Origin of the sequence: Bradyrhizobium hipponense, from assembly GCF_008123965.1 — a bacterium.
In the GTDB taxonomy this organism is placed as follows: domain Bacteria; phylum Pseudomonadota; class Alphaproteobacteria; order Rhizobiales; family Xanthobacteraceae; genus Bradyrhizobium; species Bradyrhizobium hipponense.
This window is the reverse complement of record NZ_VSTH01000017.1, coordinates 1-14,884: the sequence shown is the minus strand read 5'-3', so window position 1 is coordinate 14,884 and position 14,884 is coordinate 1. Positions and strand designations below refer to the sequence as shown.

The window sequence follows — 14,884 nt, the reverse complement described above, 5'->3', positions numbered from 1 at the left end:
TTGCCTCGGATTCCGCACGCAGGATCCGCCCAGTGACCGCCGCCTCCTAGAATCTATGGCGGTAACGGGCGCAGACGCTCTGGTAGTGCAGCAGGTCGCCTATGAAGCCCTTATGGGGAGCGGCCATTCGAGGAGGATCGGCACGTGGGTCCCCCGTGGAAGCATGGGACCCTTAGCTGGTTCCAAAGGGGCCCTGGCTTCAAAACGTTCGGGCTAAAGCCTTGGGCCTCTGCTCAGCCGAACAGGGCGGTGTGCTCCCCGGGAAGTACCGGCGGGGCCTCCGCTCGCCGGAGGTCGGGTGGGGCAGCGCCTTGCTTGGCACTCTGGCGCTGATGCTCCTAGGAGTCTCAGCGGACTCCCTCAGTAGCCTTTCTACCTAACCGCTGCCGGGCCCGGCCTGGCATCAAACGCTGCCACGGGCCTTCCTAGGGGCCCGCAGGGGGATTGGCAGGGCGGCTTACGCTCCGCCCAAAGCGGACCTATGGGCCGTAGGCACATATATGGCCGAATTGACCAAAAATCATCCAACTGTCTGTAGTATCTTAGTAATTACTCTTAAGCGGGCTTGCCGCGCTTCGGGCTAGCCTACCCCAATGGGGTGCTATGGGTTGGGGTAGGCGGTAATGGGCCCTTGGTGCCCTGCGGGGGCCCTCAGAAGGGCTCCTTGTCCTCATCTACCTGCGTCGGATCAAAGGGGCGGCGCGGTTCCCAAAGGGCCATAAGCTCCGCTGGCAGCCCGGGGTCTAGCATCTCCAGTGCGAGCGCGGTGATTTCGGGGTTCTTTGACAGATGTAGCTTCGCCCTCTCGATATCGTTAGCTAAGTTCTGCGCTCGCTCCTCTAGCCAGCTAGCTTCGTCAAACGCCTGCTGCTCTTTTCCGTCCAGCTTGGCTATTGCCTGTCTCCAACTGAGGTCCGCGATCCCCTCGTATTGCCCGCTGTGCAGCTTCGTCCACGCCTCGCGCATCCGGTTCACGGTGCCTTTGCCTACCGCGCACAGTGCCACTGTATCGCTGATGCTGTCCGGCCACTCCCCCGGCTTACCTAGCTTCACTAGCCGCCATGCCGCCTCTGTTCTTTCTTTAGCCGTCATCGGCAGCTTGTTCTTGCTGTTACTCCTCAGCGCTTCGCGGACGGCCTCATCCAAGCTGCCGCCAAAGACTATTGCCGGAATATGGCCCTTCCACCCTGCCGTTTTGTAGGCCGCAAGCCGGTGATGCCCGTCGATCACGTAGTATTCATCCGCCACCGGCAAGACGACTATCGGATCGAGCGCTCCCGTGTTCTGGGTAGCCTTCGCCATGTCGAAAATTAGGTCATCACTCGGCACAATGCCCGGACTTCTCCACTGGAACACTTGCGTAGCTACGCGGATGTCCTTCAGAGCTAGCTTCACTACAGCGCCCGCCGCCGCGTGCTTCCGCGCCCCACCAGCATTTGCGGCTAGCTTCGCCGCGATGCGCTCCACGGTTTCCCCGGTGTCCGTTGGCCTCTTGATGCCCGCGCGGGTGATGGCGCGCCGCCTATCTGTCTCTTTTCGTTTCGTCGCCATTACTGCTCTGTTGCCTTTTCAATCTGATTAGCGCCCCAATCGAAGCGACTTGTAATGAACGCCACTTGCTGCGGCTCATCGGCGTGATGCCAGTGTATCTCCAAGGCTCCCTCTGCGGGCCGCATGACCATCCTGCGCACCGCCCCTCGCAGTGCCTTATTGGCCTCCTCGGTGTCTATGGTCACCGCTGTGAGCGCCTTCCCCACCGCTGCCAGCCGTAGCTTGACGTTGGTGCTCGTGAGCGTGTCCCGCCGCTCCATCAGCAGCCTCAGGCTATCCTTGGCCTCCTCCAGTTCCTGCTCGGCCGTGTGCAGAGCCTGCCTCGCCACCCTGCTTTTGTCAGTGATAGTCAGCTCCAGCAGCTCGCGTACCCTGTCTTCGCTTACATCAATCGCTGCACGTAGCTGCCCAATCTTCTCATCCATCTCTGCGGTGTCATTGCCACGGGGAGCCTCATTCAAGACTTCGTGGATTACTCGGCGCATCTCCCCCTCAGCACCGTGGTAGGGGACGCTTTCGTACTTGCATGTGCCGGACTTCGCGTGCGCTGCTGAGCACACGAGGTACACATGCTGCCCTTTGTTGACACGGGTTACAGTGCCGCCGCAGTGCTGACACTTTAGCACGCCCGCGAAAATGGACTGCACCGTGACGGTGGCGTTCCGGCCCCGCGCTCCTGTAGTGCTTAGGCGGGCATTCACGCGCTCGAATAGCTCCCGGTCCACCGCCGCAGGGAAGCGGTGGGCAATAGGCTCCTGTGGAGTCCGTTCCTTGCTGCGCTTGCCCGCGACCTTCCGTACCGTGTGGGGCACAAAGACCCCAATGGCAGCCCTGTTGGTCAGCAGCTTGCGGATATAGGAGCGATGCCAGTATTTAGCCTTCCACCCACCGGCTCCCCAGGTATCAACCCCGGCCTCATTGAGCTGCGCTGCAATGCTGTGTGCCCCTACACCGTCGTCGGCCAAATCGAACATCCACCGCAGCCGTTCCGTCCTATCCTCAATCAACTCATAGCTGGCGTTGCTCTCAGACCAGCGTATCCATGCCGGTAGCCTCAGTGTGTACGGCTTGACGAGCTTCTCCTGACCGGCAAACTTCTCCCGGCGCGCTGCATGGGCCTTGGCCACACGCACGCCCTTAGTGGTGCTCTCCTCGTTAGCCCGAATGAAGCGGACCACCATCATCAGGAAAAGCATGGGGTCCTTGTCGAGTGTTTCGGCGCTGTACTCCCTGCCCCCGTCAGACAGGTCCACAACCGTGACCCCCGCCTCCACGATTTCCTCAATGGTACGCACTGCCTTCCGGGCGGCCTGCCTGCTTATGCGATCAAGGTTCTCAACTAACAGCCACGAGCCGCGCGGTATCGTGCCGTCCTTGACGCGCTCTAGGAACACGCCAAGTGTTCCGGTCTCAAGGTTCGCCCCGGTGAATCCAGAGACGCCCTTGTCTTGCAGCGTCAGCTCCTCGTCCAACGCCACCCCGTTCGCAGCGGCCCACGCCTTCGCGGCGTCAGTCTGGCGCTGGAGCGAGTGGCCCTTGGCCTGCTCTGGCGTGCTGAACCTGACGTAGCTGTATGCCTTCGCGGGCCGCTGCGTATCCATGCGGCGGCCTCAGCGGCTGCGCAGGGTTTCTGTGGTGATGGTTGCTAGAACGTCATCGACGCAGCCCCACCGAACGGCTAGGCGGTGTGCCCAAGCCTCCATGCGCTCCCCAAGGGCTTGCTTGCGCTCCCCGGCTGTTTGGACGGCCCAGCTCCACTTGATGGCTGTGGCAACGAGGCGGTGGGTGAGGGCGGTGGTAATGCGCTTCATGGTGATGTCTCCGATAGCCCACTGTGGGCACCGAGACAATCACACGAGGAGGTGATGCCCGCCGGCGGCTGCGATCTCCAGGGCCCGCTTGGCGCTCTCCTGGCCCTTGATGTCGCGCAAATCGAGCGTGGAGGCGGCAGCCTCATGCACCTTCGGCGAGGGCCGCGACAGCACCTGCGTGCCCTTGAAGTGATTGGCGATCTGGATCAGCGAACTTGCGGCAATGATCTGGATGTCCGGGCTCGCCCACGCCGCCTCCGAGCCGCAGGCCGCCGGGCAGATCAGTCCTTCCTCGCGCGTATTGGCGCCGATCGCGGCGGGGAGAACGCCGGCAACCGGTGCGATCGAGCCGTCGAGGCCGAGCTCGCCGAGAACGGTAAAGCCCGTCAACGCATCGGGCGGAATCGCGCCGATCGCCGCCATCAGCCCGAGCGCGATCGGCAGGTCGTAATGGCTGCCTTCCTTGGGCAGGTCGGCGGGCGCCAGGTTGACGATGATGCGCCGCGCCGGCAGCGCCAGCCCTGAGGCGATCAGCGCCGCGCGGACCCGCTCGCGCGCCTCCGACACCGCCTTGTCCGGCAGGCCGACGATGGCAAAGGCGGGCAGGCCCGGCGCAACCTGCACCTGGACGTCGACCGCGCGGGCCTCGATCCCCTCAAAGGCGACGGTAGAAACCCGCTGAACCATGCCCGAAACCAAGCTGCCCTCTCGCACAATCGAGGGTAGCAGAGCGGAATGGCCGTGGCAAGAACAATACGGGAACGCTCCTTGGGCGCACCGAAGCCCTAACGAAGCGTAAACGCGGCCTCGACACTGCGTCTCGAATGCGAACGGCTGTCCTCAGCACATTCCAACGAATGTCCGCTACTCCTAGGGGTGCGGGATGGGCCGTGATCTAACAAGTGAACAATCAAAATGCTTGCAAATCGCCGGAGAAGCGAACGTCGGATGTGCACGCGGCTCGCCAAGATTCATTTTGGCGCAGGCTCGCTGCCTCGGGACTGCACGATTACCGACATCTCTGACGGGGGCGTGAAAGTGGTGGCGGAATTCCTGGAACTGCCGCCGCAATTCACCATCATCTTCGCGCCGGACTATTCCCGCCAATGCCGCCTGCGCTGGCGCATCGGCTGCGAGTTCGGCGCCGAATTCACCGACTAGACGAGCATGATCCGGACCCGAGGGGCCGCGCGATCGCAAAGTGTGCAGCGGTTTTCCGAAAGAGATCATGCTCAAACAAGAGACGCGCCCGCTTCCTTAACGGGACTTTAGCGTTAATCGGTAAGCATCTCTGATCAGTCGCCGAGTGATCAGAGTATGTCCAAGCGTTCGCCCCTCGCCTCCCCCACGGCGAGATTTCTGTTTCCCGCGCTCCTGGCGCTTGCCCTCGGCGGTTGCCAGACTATGAGCCTGGAGGACGTGACCGGCGCGCTCGGCGGCAAGCCGGAATCGGCGGGCAAGGCGGATGCGAAGCCGGACATGGATGCGCTTCGCGAGCGCTATCGCGCCAGGCCGAGCGATCCCAACATCGCGATCGAATACGGCAAGGCGCTGCGCGATACCGGCCAGCGTGCGCAGGCGGTCGCGGTGCTGGAGCAGGCCGTGCTTGCCCATCCCAGCAACAAGGCGCTGCTCGCCGGCTATGGCCGCGCGCTCGCCGATGGCGGTAATTTCCAGCAGGCCTTCGACGTCCTGAGCCGTGCGCACACGCCAGAGGATCCCGACTGGCACATCCTGTCGGCGCAGGGCGCCGCGCTCGACCAGCTCGGCCGCAACGAGGAAGCGCAGCAATATTACGCCGCCGCGCTCAAGATCGTGCCCGACGAGCCGCAGGTTTTGTCCAATCTCGGCCTGTCCTACATGCTGCAGAACAATCTGCCGAGGGCTGAGGAGACGCTGCGCCGCGCGCATGAACGCAGCCCCGCCTCCTCGCGCGTGCGGGCCAACCTCGCCCTCGTCCTCGGACTGGAAGGAAAACTGGCCGAGGCGGAAACCATCGTGAAGGGCGATCTGCCGCCGGCCGAAGCGGCGGCGAAAGTCACGGCGCTACGCCAGTTGCTGGCGAAGAAGCAGCAGCAGCGGGCGGAGAAGTAGCCCGCCGCTCTTAGACCTTATGGGATGAGACTCGCCTAGCGCCTCGCGGAGGTGCGTTCCCTCCCCCTTGTGGGGTAGGGCTATCGCATATGCCAGCGGGAGGCTGCCGGATGAGCTCGGCCTGCATGGTTCGAGACGCCCGCTTGGCGGGCTCCTCACCATGAGGGTCTAATATCTCGCCGCAAAACGCGACCTCATCCTGAGGGCCCGCCGTAGGCGGGCGTCTCGAAGGATGGGCCGCAGGCAAGCTGCCCGCCACGCTTCTCTTCATATGCGATCACCCTGCCACAAGGGGGAAGGGGACGGAGAGAGCACCGCTGTTGCGTCTACGAGGCCTTGCGATGCGGGGCGGGTCCTCGTCTCGTCCTGCCCTTCAGCTTCTTCAAGAGCGGTCCGAACAGCGAGCGCTTCGGCTTCTTTACCTCGCCGCGCCCGGCGAGGCGGTTCGCCATGTTCTGGAACAGCCCGGTGATGCGGTGGCTCTTCGAGACCTCCGCGATCATCTGGCCGTTGTTGGCCGCGGCAGAGAACAGTTTCGAATCGAACGGGATCACGGCGATCGGCTGGCTTTCCATGGTCTTGACGAACGCCTTGACCTCGATCTCCGCCCGCTTGTGCATGCCGACCTGGTTGATGCAATAGAGCGGCGGACGGTCGTTCGGCCGCGCCGCCTTCAGCACGCTCAGCATGTTCTTGGTGTTGCGCAAATTTGCCAAATCCGGCTCCGCCACGATCACGATGTCGTCGGCATTGACCAGCGCGCGCCGTGTCCAAGCCGACCATTGATGGGGAATGTCGAGCACGATGCACGGCGTGGTCATGCGAAGCGTATCGAACACCGCGTCGAATGCTTCGGCGCCGAAATCGTAGACGCGGTCGAGCGTCGCGGGCGCCGCCAAGAGGCTGAGGCGCTCGGTGCATTTGGCGAGCAGGCGCTCCATCAGCGCGGTGTCCGGCCGGTCCTGCGACAGCACCGCGTTGGCGATGCCCTGCACCGGATCCTGGTTGAAGTCGAGGCTCGCGGTGCCGAAGGCGAGGTCGAGATCGATCACGACGGAATCGAGCGCGAGGTCGCGCGCGATGGTCCAGGCGACATTGTGCGCGACGGTGGAGGCACCGACGCCGCCCTTGGCGCCGACCACCGCGATGACGCGGCCGGTGATGATGGCTTCGGACGCCGAGAACAGGCTGCAGATCGAGCGCACCACGTCGATGGTCTCGACCGGCCCGACCACGTAGTCGTTGACCCCGCGCCGGACCAGCTCGCGATAGGGGGCCGTATCGTTGGGATTGCCGATCACGACCACGCGGGTGCCGGGATCGCAGACGCCGGCGAGGTCGTCGAGGCCTTCGAGAATGTCCCGGGTGCCGTCGGATTCGATGACGATCACGTTCGGCGTCGGCATCGTTTCATAGACTTCGATCGCCGCGGCGAGGCCGCCGTCCTTCGCGGTGAGATGCGCCTTGGCAAGCCGGCGGTCTTGCCCTGCCGCGGTCACCGCGGCGAGCGTCTGCTCGGTCTCGCAAAAGGCCTGCACCGAGATCCGGGGAACCGGCGCAATGTGTTCCTCGGGGTGCTGCGGATCGTCCGCTTCTTCGTCGTTGACGCTTGTCATTTGCCGGTGTCGCTGAGTTTGGCCTTGTCAGCCTCGGGATAGGTGGTCGCGGTCGTCGTGCCCTTGCGGTAGCGCTCGAACGCGATGTCGCGCCGCGCGGTATAGGCTGGCGTCTCCGCGCGCGGCTGCTCGAGGTCGGCGGGATTGTCGATCATGGCCGCGAGATTGCGCTGGCTGGCGCAGCCCAGGTTGAAATATGGCCGGTTCTCGTTGTAGCCGGGGTCGAGGATCGAGGGTCCGACGTCTTCCGGCCATAGCCCGCAGGGGCCGGCGACCGCCGCGATTTTCGAATAGCTCAGCCGGATGGTGGGCAGCAGCCCGGGATCCTCGGGACGATAGGGATGCTGGACGATGGCGCGCGACGGCACGCCGCCGGATGCGAGCACGGAGCGGATTTCGTGATAGGTCGCCGCCGCAGCGCGCGAATTCGCGGTGTCGACGGGGACATCGACGACAACGGAGCCAGTGCCTTCGCGCACCCAGTCCCGGGCAATGCCGGAGACGTCCGAGAGCTGCGCCGCCGAGAGGCCGCCGCGAGCCTTGCCGACGAAGATCACGATCGAGCGCTTGGCTTCCTGCACCGCGATCGGGTGGCGTTGGCGATAATCGGTCGGCACCGTCTGCGTGACGATCTCGCCGGTGGTGTTGCAGGCGCCGAGCATGACGGAAAGTCCCGTCAGCGCCAACGCGACACGCAGGTTGCGACGTCGATCGGCCAAAGTCTTCGTCATCGCTTCATCCCCTCTTGCCCCGTTGATTGCCCCGTCCCCCAAGGCCGCCGTTCGTCTCAGTCGATGATGAAGCCGAAATCGCTCTCGGCGCCGTTGATGGGATCGACGCGGCGCGCGATGCCGTAGAGGCGGTTCATGCGGCCGAGCAGCGCCGTCTGCGCATCCGAGGCCGGCGCAAACCCGTCGTCGGGCCGCGACAATTCCTTCTGGGCAACCGCGCGCACCACATAGGGCGACACGATCACCATCAGTTCGGTCTCGTTGTTGACGAAGTCCTGGCTCCGGAACAGCGCCCCGAGGATCGGCACCTGATCGACTCCGGGCAGGCCATTGATCGCCTGCTTGGTCTGCTGCTGGATCAAGCCGGCCATCGCCATCGAGCCGCCGGAGGGAATTTCCAGCGTCGTCTCGGCGCGGCGGGTCTGGATCGAAGGAATGGTGATGGAGTTGGTCGAGGTCGAGGACAGCGCCTGCGTCACGGTGATGGCGCTCTGGCTCGACAGCTCCGAGACCTCGGTCATCACCCGCAGGCTGATCCGGCCTTCACTCAGCACGACCGGCGTGAAGTTCAGCGAGATGCCGAACTTCTTGTAGGTGATCTGGGTGGTGCAGACATGGGTGGTCGGATCGCAGGCGTAGCCTCCCGGGATCGGGAATTCGCCGCCGGCGATGAAGGTCGCGGATTCGCCCGAGATCGCCGTCAGGCTCGGCTCGGCCAGCGTCCGCATCACGCCCGCGCTTTCCATCGCGCGCATCGTGGCGTTGACCGTGGCGACGCCCTTGGCGAGCCCCGTAATGCCAAGCCCGTTATTGCTGACGATCGGCCCGCCACTGACCGCGAAGGGATTGGAATTGTTGAAATTCACCACCGCAGTGCCGGCGTTCAGGCTGGCGCTGAGATCGACGCCCAGCTGCTTGACGATGTCGCGGCGCACCTCGCCGACGACGACCTTGAGCATCACCTGGTCGCGGCCGCGCACGATGATGTTGTTGACGACCTTGTCCGCGCCGCCGACGAGCTTGGCCGCGACTTCGCCGGCCTGCTGGGCTTCGACCGGGCTCGACACCGAGCCGGTCAGCATCACGCTGTCGCCGATGCCCTCGATCTGCACGCCCGGCAGCGACTGGCGCAGCGCGGTTCGCATGCCGTTAAGGTCGCGCTTCACGGCGATGTCGTAGGAGGCAACCTGCTGGCCGTCGGCGGTGAAGAACACCACGTTGGTTTGGCCGACCTGGCCGCCGATGATATAGGCGCGCTGCGCCGAGCGGATCACCGCATTGGCGATCTTGGGATCGGCCACCAGCACGTCCTTGACCTCGCGCGGCAGGTCGATGACGACCGACTTGCCGACGCCGAGCGACAGAAAGCGCGTCCTCCCCGACGCGACGGTCGCGACTGGCGCCACGCCGAGATCCGCCGCCTGCAACGGTGCCTGGTCGCCGACCGGCGCATCCGCAGCGCTGACCCGGTGCGGCGCTGCGACCAGCCCCAGCATCAGCACGACCCCTGCCCAGAAGGTGCGTGCGCCATTCCCCCGAATGCGCAGCGCCGTCCGATCGTCCCCATGTCTCATCTTGGGTGTCTCATCTTGGGTGTCCCCATCACTTCTGTGACGTTAGTTGCCGCACCTGCACGCCGTAGCGGATCACGTTGACGCCTTCGGGACGTTTGACGGCCCGATCTTCGGAAGGATCGTCCGACGCCTTGGAATCGACGATGCTCCGCAATGCGAGCTGCAGCGTGCCGCCCTGGCGCGCCGTCGCGAGCACAGCGACCTGGTCGGGCCTGAGCTCGAGCGTGACGGTCTTGCCGAGCACGGCCGTCTGGCCGTCCTTTTCCTTCGGCGCCTGGTCGATCGCGAGCACGCGGATGTTGTTCAGGATGGTCTCGGACAGGATCAGATCGTTGCCGCCGGCCGGGCTGTTGTTGCCCTCAGGATTCTTCAACCGGCGGGTCAGGACGATGTCGACGCGGTCGTTCGGCAGGATGAAGCCGCCGGCGCCGGTCTCGGCTGAAATTTCGGTGGAGACGGCCCGCATTCCGGTCGGCAGGATCGCGGCCATGAAACCGGAGCCGTCGGCCCTCACCAGCTTCTGCTCGCGGATCGGCTCACCCTGCATCAACGGCACGCGCGCGATCGAGCCTGCGATCTGGACCTGCGCCTCCGGCCGGCTGTCGCGGCGAATGAAGGCGCTGCTGGCGGTCGCCGCGGGCCAGATCTGCCATTGCAGGTCTTCGGCCTTTACATACTGGCCGAGTCCGATGTCGGTCTTGGCGACGAGAACCTCGACCGTCGGCAGCTTCTCGGCGACGGGTGCGGCGGGAGCCGGCTTGTTGTCATAGCCGCTCGCCAGATACGCAGCGACGCCGCCGGCGCCAAGCGCGATGACGAGAACGACAATGCGTGCGGTATTCATACGCCTCTACTCTCACGCGGGGCACACGAACCGCACCTGGCGGGTCCCCCGCATCGATGAGTAGGGAGTAAAAGTATAAGGGGTGTTGCGAGGCCGAATGTGATGCCCGCTCACGGTGCCAGTTCTGGGCGCATGGTGAATGCCGCGTTATTCGGCCGGCCGCGGCCCCCCGTAGATTCACGTAAGGCGACAGGCGCGATCGGTGACGCGCGGCGTCATGGTGAATGGGTGGTTAGTGGCTTGTCCGCTTGGCGCCGTGTCGTCGTGGCAGCGAGAGGGAAGCAATGCGCCACATCTTCGGTGTCGTCCTGGCGAAGGCCAGGACCCATACCGCGTGATCTCTCGATCTTAGAAGATGGAAGTACCAACGCCTAAGTCTTCGCCAAACAAGCAGTCGGGGTAATGGGTCCTGGCTTTCGCCAGGACGACGTTGTGGAGGCTGCGAAGATTGAGCCCTACTTCGCCCGCTTGCGCTCGATCGCGTTCCAGATCTTGGCAGCGACGTCCGGTCCGCCGAGCCGCGCGATGGCGCGGATGCCGGTGGGCGAGGTCACGTTGATCTCGGTGAGGCTGCCGTTGATGACGTCGATGCCGACGAACAACAGGCCGCGCTCGCGCAGCGCCGGGCCGACGGTGGCGCAGATCTCGCGCTCGCGCGGGGTGAGCTCGGTCTCCTGCGCTGCGCCGCCGCGCACCATGTTGGAGCGGAGATCGTCCGCAGCTGGCACGCGGTTGACAGCGCCGGCGAACTCGCCGTCCACCAGGATGATGCGCTTGTCGCCGTGCTTCACCTCGGGGATAAACTGCTGGATCACCCAGGCTTCTTTGAACGTCACCGTGAACATGTCGAACAGCGAGCCGAAATTCATGTCCTGCGGCATCACGCGGAACACCGCCGCGCCGCCATGTCCGTGCAGCGGCTTCATCACGACAGCGCCATGCCGGTCGCGGAACGCGTTGATCTCGTCGAGGTCGCGCGAGATCAGCGTCGGCGGCATCAGCTGCGGAAAGTCCATCACGAACAGTTTTTCCGGCGCGTTGCGCACCGACGCCGGGTCGTTCACCACCAGCGTCTTCGGATGGATACGCTCCAGAAAATGCGTCGAGGTGATGTAGGCGAGGTCGAACGGCGGATCCTGCCGCAGCAGCACCACGTCAAAGCCGTTCAGCGCCTCGCGCCGGGGCTCGCCGAGGGTGAAGTGATCGCCGGGCTCGTCGCGTACGGTCAGGAGCTGGACCGGCGCGACCAATTCATCGCCGACCAGCGACAGCTTGTCCGGCGTGTAATAGGACAGGCCATGGCCACGCTTCTGCGCCTCCAGCAGCAACGCAAAGGTGGAATCGCCGCGGATATTGATGCGGGCGATTGGGTCCATCTGGACGGCGACGTTCAGTTTCATGGTCTGCCTTTCAGGTCGAGGCGTCGAATGCCGCCAACAGATGGCGCGGAAGCGACCGCGGCGCAATCAGCATGGCATCGAAACGCAGTTCAAATTCCGCATGCTCGGGATGCGCGGCAAGCCACCCTTGCGCTGCGTCGATGATGCGCTGCTGCTGGCGCGGCGTCACGGCGAAGGCGGCATCATCCAACGTCGCACGGGCCTTGACCTCGACGAAGGCGATCAGATTGCGCCGGCGCGCCACGATGTCGATCTCGCCATGCGGCGTGCGGTAGCGTTTTGCGAGGATGCGATAGCCCTTGGCCATGAGAAAGGCGGCGGCGCGGCTCTCGGCCGAGATGCCGGTGCGGAACGCGGCGACGCGTTCGGGCGAGGCGACCTTCGGTTCCGCCGGCGTGACGCCGTCAGTCTTCGCCATCGCCGCCCCGCAAATCCTTCGCCAGCTCGAGGGCGCGGGCATAGACCTCGCGGCGCGGCCGCCCGGACAGCTCGACCGCATGGGCCACGGCATCCTTGACGGTTTGGGTCGCAAGCTGGCCTCGCAGCAAATCGTCGAGCGCGTCCGCAGTCATCACCTCGGCGTCGGCCGCGGGCGGAGCGATCACCAGCACGAACTCGCCGCGCGTCTCCAGCGTGTCCGCCTCGCGTGCCAGCTCGCTCAGCGGCGCGCGCGAAATTTCCTCATGCAGCTTGGTCAGCTCGCGGCAGATCGCGGCTTCGCGCGTTCCCATGATCCCGGCGAGCTCGGCAAGCGTGTCCTGCACGCGGTTGCCGGACTCGAACATCACCAGCGTCGCATCGATGCGGGCAAGCTCGGCAAGGCGGGTCCGGCGCGCGGCCGATTTGGCCGGCAGAAAGCCCTCGAAGAAGAAGCGGTCGGTCGGCAGCGCCGCAACCGACAGCGCCGCCAGCACCGAGGACGGGCCAGGCAGCGCGTATACGGCATGGCCGGCCGCGCAGACCTCGCGCACCAGCTTGAAGCCTGGATCGGAGATCAGCGGCGTGCCGGCGTCCGACACCAGCGCGACCGAGCCGCCTTGTGCAAGCCGCTCCAGGATTTTCGGACGCGCGGCCTCGGCGTTGTGCTCGTGATAGGGCTTGAGCTGCGCGGAGATGTCGTAGCGCTCGGTCAGGCGCCGCGTGATGCGGGTGTCCTCGCAGGCGATGATGTCGACGCCGGCGAGCGTCTGCAGCGCGCGCAGCGTGATGTCGCCGAGATTGCCGATGGGGGTCGCGACCAGATGCAGCCCCGGCGCAGCCTTTGGCGCCGCCAGCCGATGGGCGTCGATGGAGAAACCGCGCGAGGCGGCTTCCGTAGTCTCAGGTGTATTTATCGGGGCCGGCTTTGCGCGCATAATGAAACGAACTTAGGCATGATCCGGAGGGCTGGGAACCGGTCCTGCGAAAAAGATCGGACCGGGGCGGGCTAACGGGCCAGGGGTACTGGCCAAGATACCGGTCATGGGGCGAGGAAGGACGGGAATGTGATCCATCCGGCATCACATTCGAGAGGGAGTGGGGTGCCGGCGCCATATTCGCGGCGGAAACGCCGCCTTGATGCTGGGGGAGTGACGGCGAACAGCTAGCCAGGACCTGAGGGGCGGCCGCATTAAGTGGTCATTATCCTTTTGTTTTGGTTAACTATTTGCCGACAATATGCCTGAATCCGCGGCTTCTGTCGCGGTAGAGTTGTGTGACGGGCTGGACGGCCGGTCGGAAGAAGAGTTGCCATGGTGGGCCCGCGTTATCCCAGATCCCCCTCTTCGGAGGAGCCGTCCTCTCCGGGGCCCCGATCGTCGGGGGCGACCCGGCGGAGCGCGCTTGGCCTGCTGCTTGGCGCGCCGCTGCTGTCGGCCTGCGCCGGCGTGCAGCAGAGCCTCAGCCAGTTCTCCAATCCCTTCAGCAGCTCCGCGCCCCCGGCCCAGCCGGCGGGTCCGCCGCAGCAAGCCGCCACCGCCGGCACCGGCGGGGTGAAGGTCGCCGTGATCCTGCCGCTTTCGGCCGCTGGCAATGCCGGCCTTGCCGCGCAATCCATGCGCAACGCCGCCGAGATGGCGCTGGCCGAGTTTCAGAATCCCAACATTCAGCTGTTGATCAAGGACGACAACGGCAGCCCGCAAGGCGCACAGGCGGGTGCGCAGCAGGCGGTCGACGAAGGCGCCGAAATCATTCTGGGGCCATTGTTCGCGCAGTCGGTGCCTGCGGTGGCGCAGGTCGCGCGCACGCGCGGCATCCCGGTGATGGCGTTCTCGACCGACTCTTCCATCGCAGGCCGCGGCGTCTATCTGCTCAGCTTCCTGCCGGAGTCCGACGTCAACCGCATCGTCGAATATTCGGCCAGCGTCGGTAAGCGCTCCGTCGCCGTGCTCGTGCCCGACAATGCCTATGGCAATGTCGTCGAGGCGGCGGTGAAGGCGGCCGTGCCGCGGCGTGGCGGACGCATTGTCGCGTTCGAGAAATACGGCGCCGATCGTGCCGCGCCGGCGCGGACCGTGGCGCAGCAACTCGGCAGCGCGGACGTGCTGTTCATCGCCGATGACGGCGACGCCGTCGTGGCGGTGGCGGATGCGATGACTGCGGCGGGCGCGAACTTGCGCAACATCCAGTTGCTCGGCACCGGCCTGTGGGACAATCCGCGCGTCTATGCCAGCTCGAACTTGCAAGGTGGCCTCTATGCCGCGCCCGATCCGGCCGGCTTCCGTGCTTTCTCCGGCCGCTACCGCACCAAATACGGCGCCGAGCCGATCCGCACTGCAACGCTTGCCTATGACGCGGTGGCGCTCGTCGCCGCGCTCGCGCGCACCCAAGGCACCACACGCTTCTCTTCTGATGTGCTCACCAACCCCTCCGGCTTTGCCGGCATCGACGGTCTGTTCCGCTTCCGCGCCGATGGCACCAACGAGCGCGGGCTGGCCGTGATGAAGGTGACCACCGGCGGCGGCGTCGCGGTCGCGGGCTCGCCGAAGAGCTTTGGGGCGTAGCCACACCCCTGCTGTCGTCCCGGACAAGCGCGCCTCAAGCGCGCGCAGATCCGGGATCCATAACCACAGTGCCGTAGGGTGGGCAAAGCGAAGCGTGCCCACCAATCCCCTGCGAATTTGTTGAAAGATCGTGGGCACGGCGCAAAGGCGCCTTTGCCCACCCTTGTATTAGCGCGCCGGACTATGATGGCCTCGTTCCGTGAGGAATGGCCCAGCCCGGGTGGCCGCCCGAGCTGGGCCCTTCCTCACGGACCGAGGCCATCATAGTCCGGCGCGCTAATA

General features: G+C 65.2%; 13 protein-coding genes and 1 pseudogene. 3 read left to right on the top strand and 11 right to left on the bottom strand.

Going from position 1 to position 14,884, the window contains the following annotated elements; all coding sequences use genetic code 11:
* Positions 1-651: 651 nt before the first annotated feature.
* The 4 genes and pseudogenes from FXV83_RS05295 to FXV83_RS05280 all read right to left on the bottom strand — a co-directional run.
* Positions 652-1,551 (bottom strand): ParB N-terminal domain-containing protein, encoded by a 900-nt coding sequence (locus FXV83_RS05295; RefSeq protein WP_148738153.1) that lies wholly within the window; start codon positions 1,549-1,551, stop codon positions 652-654.
* Positions 1,551-3,152: a recombinase family protein gene (locus FXV83_RS05290; protein WP_148738152.1), complete on the bottom strand. Its 1,602-nt coding sequence runs from the start codon at positions 3,150-3,152 to the stop codon at positions 1,551-1,553. The genes FXV83_RS05295 and FXV83_RS05290 overlap by 1 nt, the downstream gene beginning before the upstream one ends.
* A 9-nt stretch (positions 3,153-3,161) precedes the next feature.
* The gene (locus tag FXV83_RS05285; protein WP_148738151.1) at positions 3,162-3,362 is read right to left on the bottom strand and encodes a hypothetical protein; all 201 of its coding nucleotides are present in this window, start codon (positions 3,360-3,362) and stop codon (positions 3,162-3,164) included.
* 42 nt (positions 3,363-3,404) lie between these two features.
* Positions 3,405-4,049 (bottom strand): annotated as a pseudogene (locus FXV83_RS05280) (magnesium chelatase domain-containing protein); the annotation flags it as partial.
* 228 nt (positions 4,050-4,277) lie between these two features.
* On the opposite strand from FXV83_RS05280, the gene FXV83_RS05275 reads away from it, so the two are divergent.
* Positions 4,278-4,523 (top strand): PilZ domain-containing protein, encoded by a 246-nt coding sequence (locus FXV83_RS05275; protein WP_148738150.1) that lies wholly within the window; start codon positions 4,278-4,280, stop codon positions 4,521-4,523.
* A gap of 156 nt (positions 4,524-4,679) precedes the next feature.
* Positions 4,680-5,456 carry a tetratricopeptide repeat protein gene (locus FXV83_RS05270; protein WP_148738149.1) on the top strand — a complete coding sequence of 259 codons (777 nt, stop codon included), beginning with the start codon at positions 4,680-4,682 and terminating at the stop codon, positions 5,454-5,456.
* Positions 5,457-5,782: 326 nt separating this feature from the next.
* On the opposite strand, the gene FXV83_RS05265 is transcribed toward FXV83_RS05270, so the two are convergent.
* From FXV83_RS05265 to rsmI, 7 genes are all read right to left on the bottom strand, one after another.
* Positions 5,783-7,072 carry a CpaE/TadZ family protein gene (locus tag FXV83_RS05265; protein WP_148738148.1) on the bottom strand — a complete coding sequence of 430 codons (1,290 nt, stop codon included), beginning with the start codon at positions 7,070-7,072 and terminating at the stop codon, positions 5,783-5,785.
* Positions 7,069-7,803: a CpaD family pilus assembly protein gene (locus tag FXV83_RS05260; protein ID WP_148738147.1), complete on the bottom strand. Its 735-nt coding sequence runs from the start codon at positions 7,801-7,803 to the stop codon at positions 7,069-7,071. The genes FXV83_RS05265 and FXV83_RS05260 overlap by 4 nt, the downstream gene beginning before the upstream one ends.
* 56 nt (positions 7,804-7,859) lie before the next feature.
* Complete coding sequence (locus FXV83_RS05255) at positions 7,860-9,377, bottom strand: type II and III secretion system protein family protein (RefSeq protein ID WP_148738146.1); 1,518 nt, start codon at positions 9,375-9,377, stop codon at positions 7,860-7,862.
* A gap of 28 nt (positions 9,378-9,405) precedes the next feature.
* Complete coding sequence (gene cpaB, locus FXV83_RS05250; protein ID WP_148738145.1) at positions 9,406-10,221, bottom strand: Flp pilus assembly protein CpaB; 816 nt, start codon at positions 10,219-10,221, stop codon at positions 9,406-9,408.
* A gap of 455 nt (positions 10,222-10,676) precedes the next feature.
* A complete protein-coding gene (gshB, locus tag FXV83_RS05245) occupies positions 10,677-11,621 on the bottom strand; it encodes a glutathione synthase (protein WP_148738144.1) in 945 nt (314 codons plus the stop codon).
* Positions 11,622-11,631: 10 nt separating this feature from the next.
* A complete protein-coding gene (locus FXV83_RS05240; protein WP_148738143.1) occupies positions 11,632-12,039 on the bottom strand; it encodes a YraN family protein in 408 nt (135 codons plus the stop codon).
* Positions 12,026-12,976: a 16S rRNA (cytidine(1402)-2'-O)-methyltransferase gene (gene rsmI, locus FXV83_RS05235; RefSeq protein ID WP_148738142.1), complete on the bottom strand. Its 951-nt coding sequence runs from the start codon at positions 12,974-12,976 to the stop codon at positions 12,026-12,028. Before rsmI ends, FXV83_RS05240 begins: the two co-directional genes overlap by 14 nt.
* Before the next feature lie 375 nt (positions 12,977-13,351).
* Here rsmI and FXV83_RS05230 point away from each other — a divergent pair, with 375 nt between their 5' ends.
* Complete coding sequence (locus FXV83_RS05230) at positions 13,352-14,602, top strand: penicillin-binding protein activator (RefSeq protein ID WP_187435671.1); 1,251 nt, start codon at positions 13,352-13,354, stop codon at positions 14,600-14,602.
* Positions 14,603-14,884 lie beyond the last annotated feature (282 nt).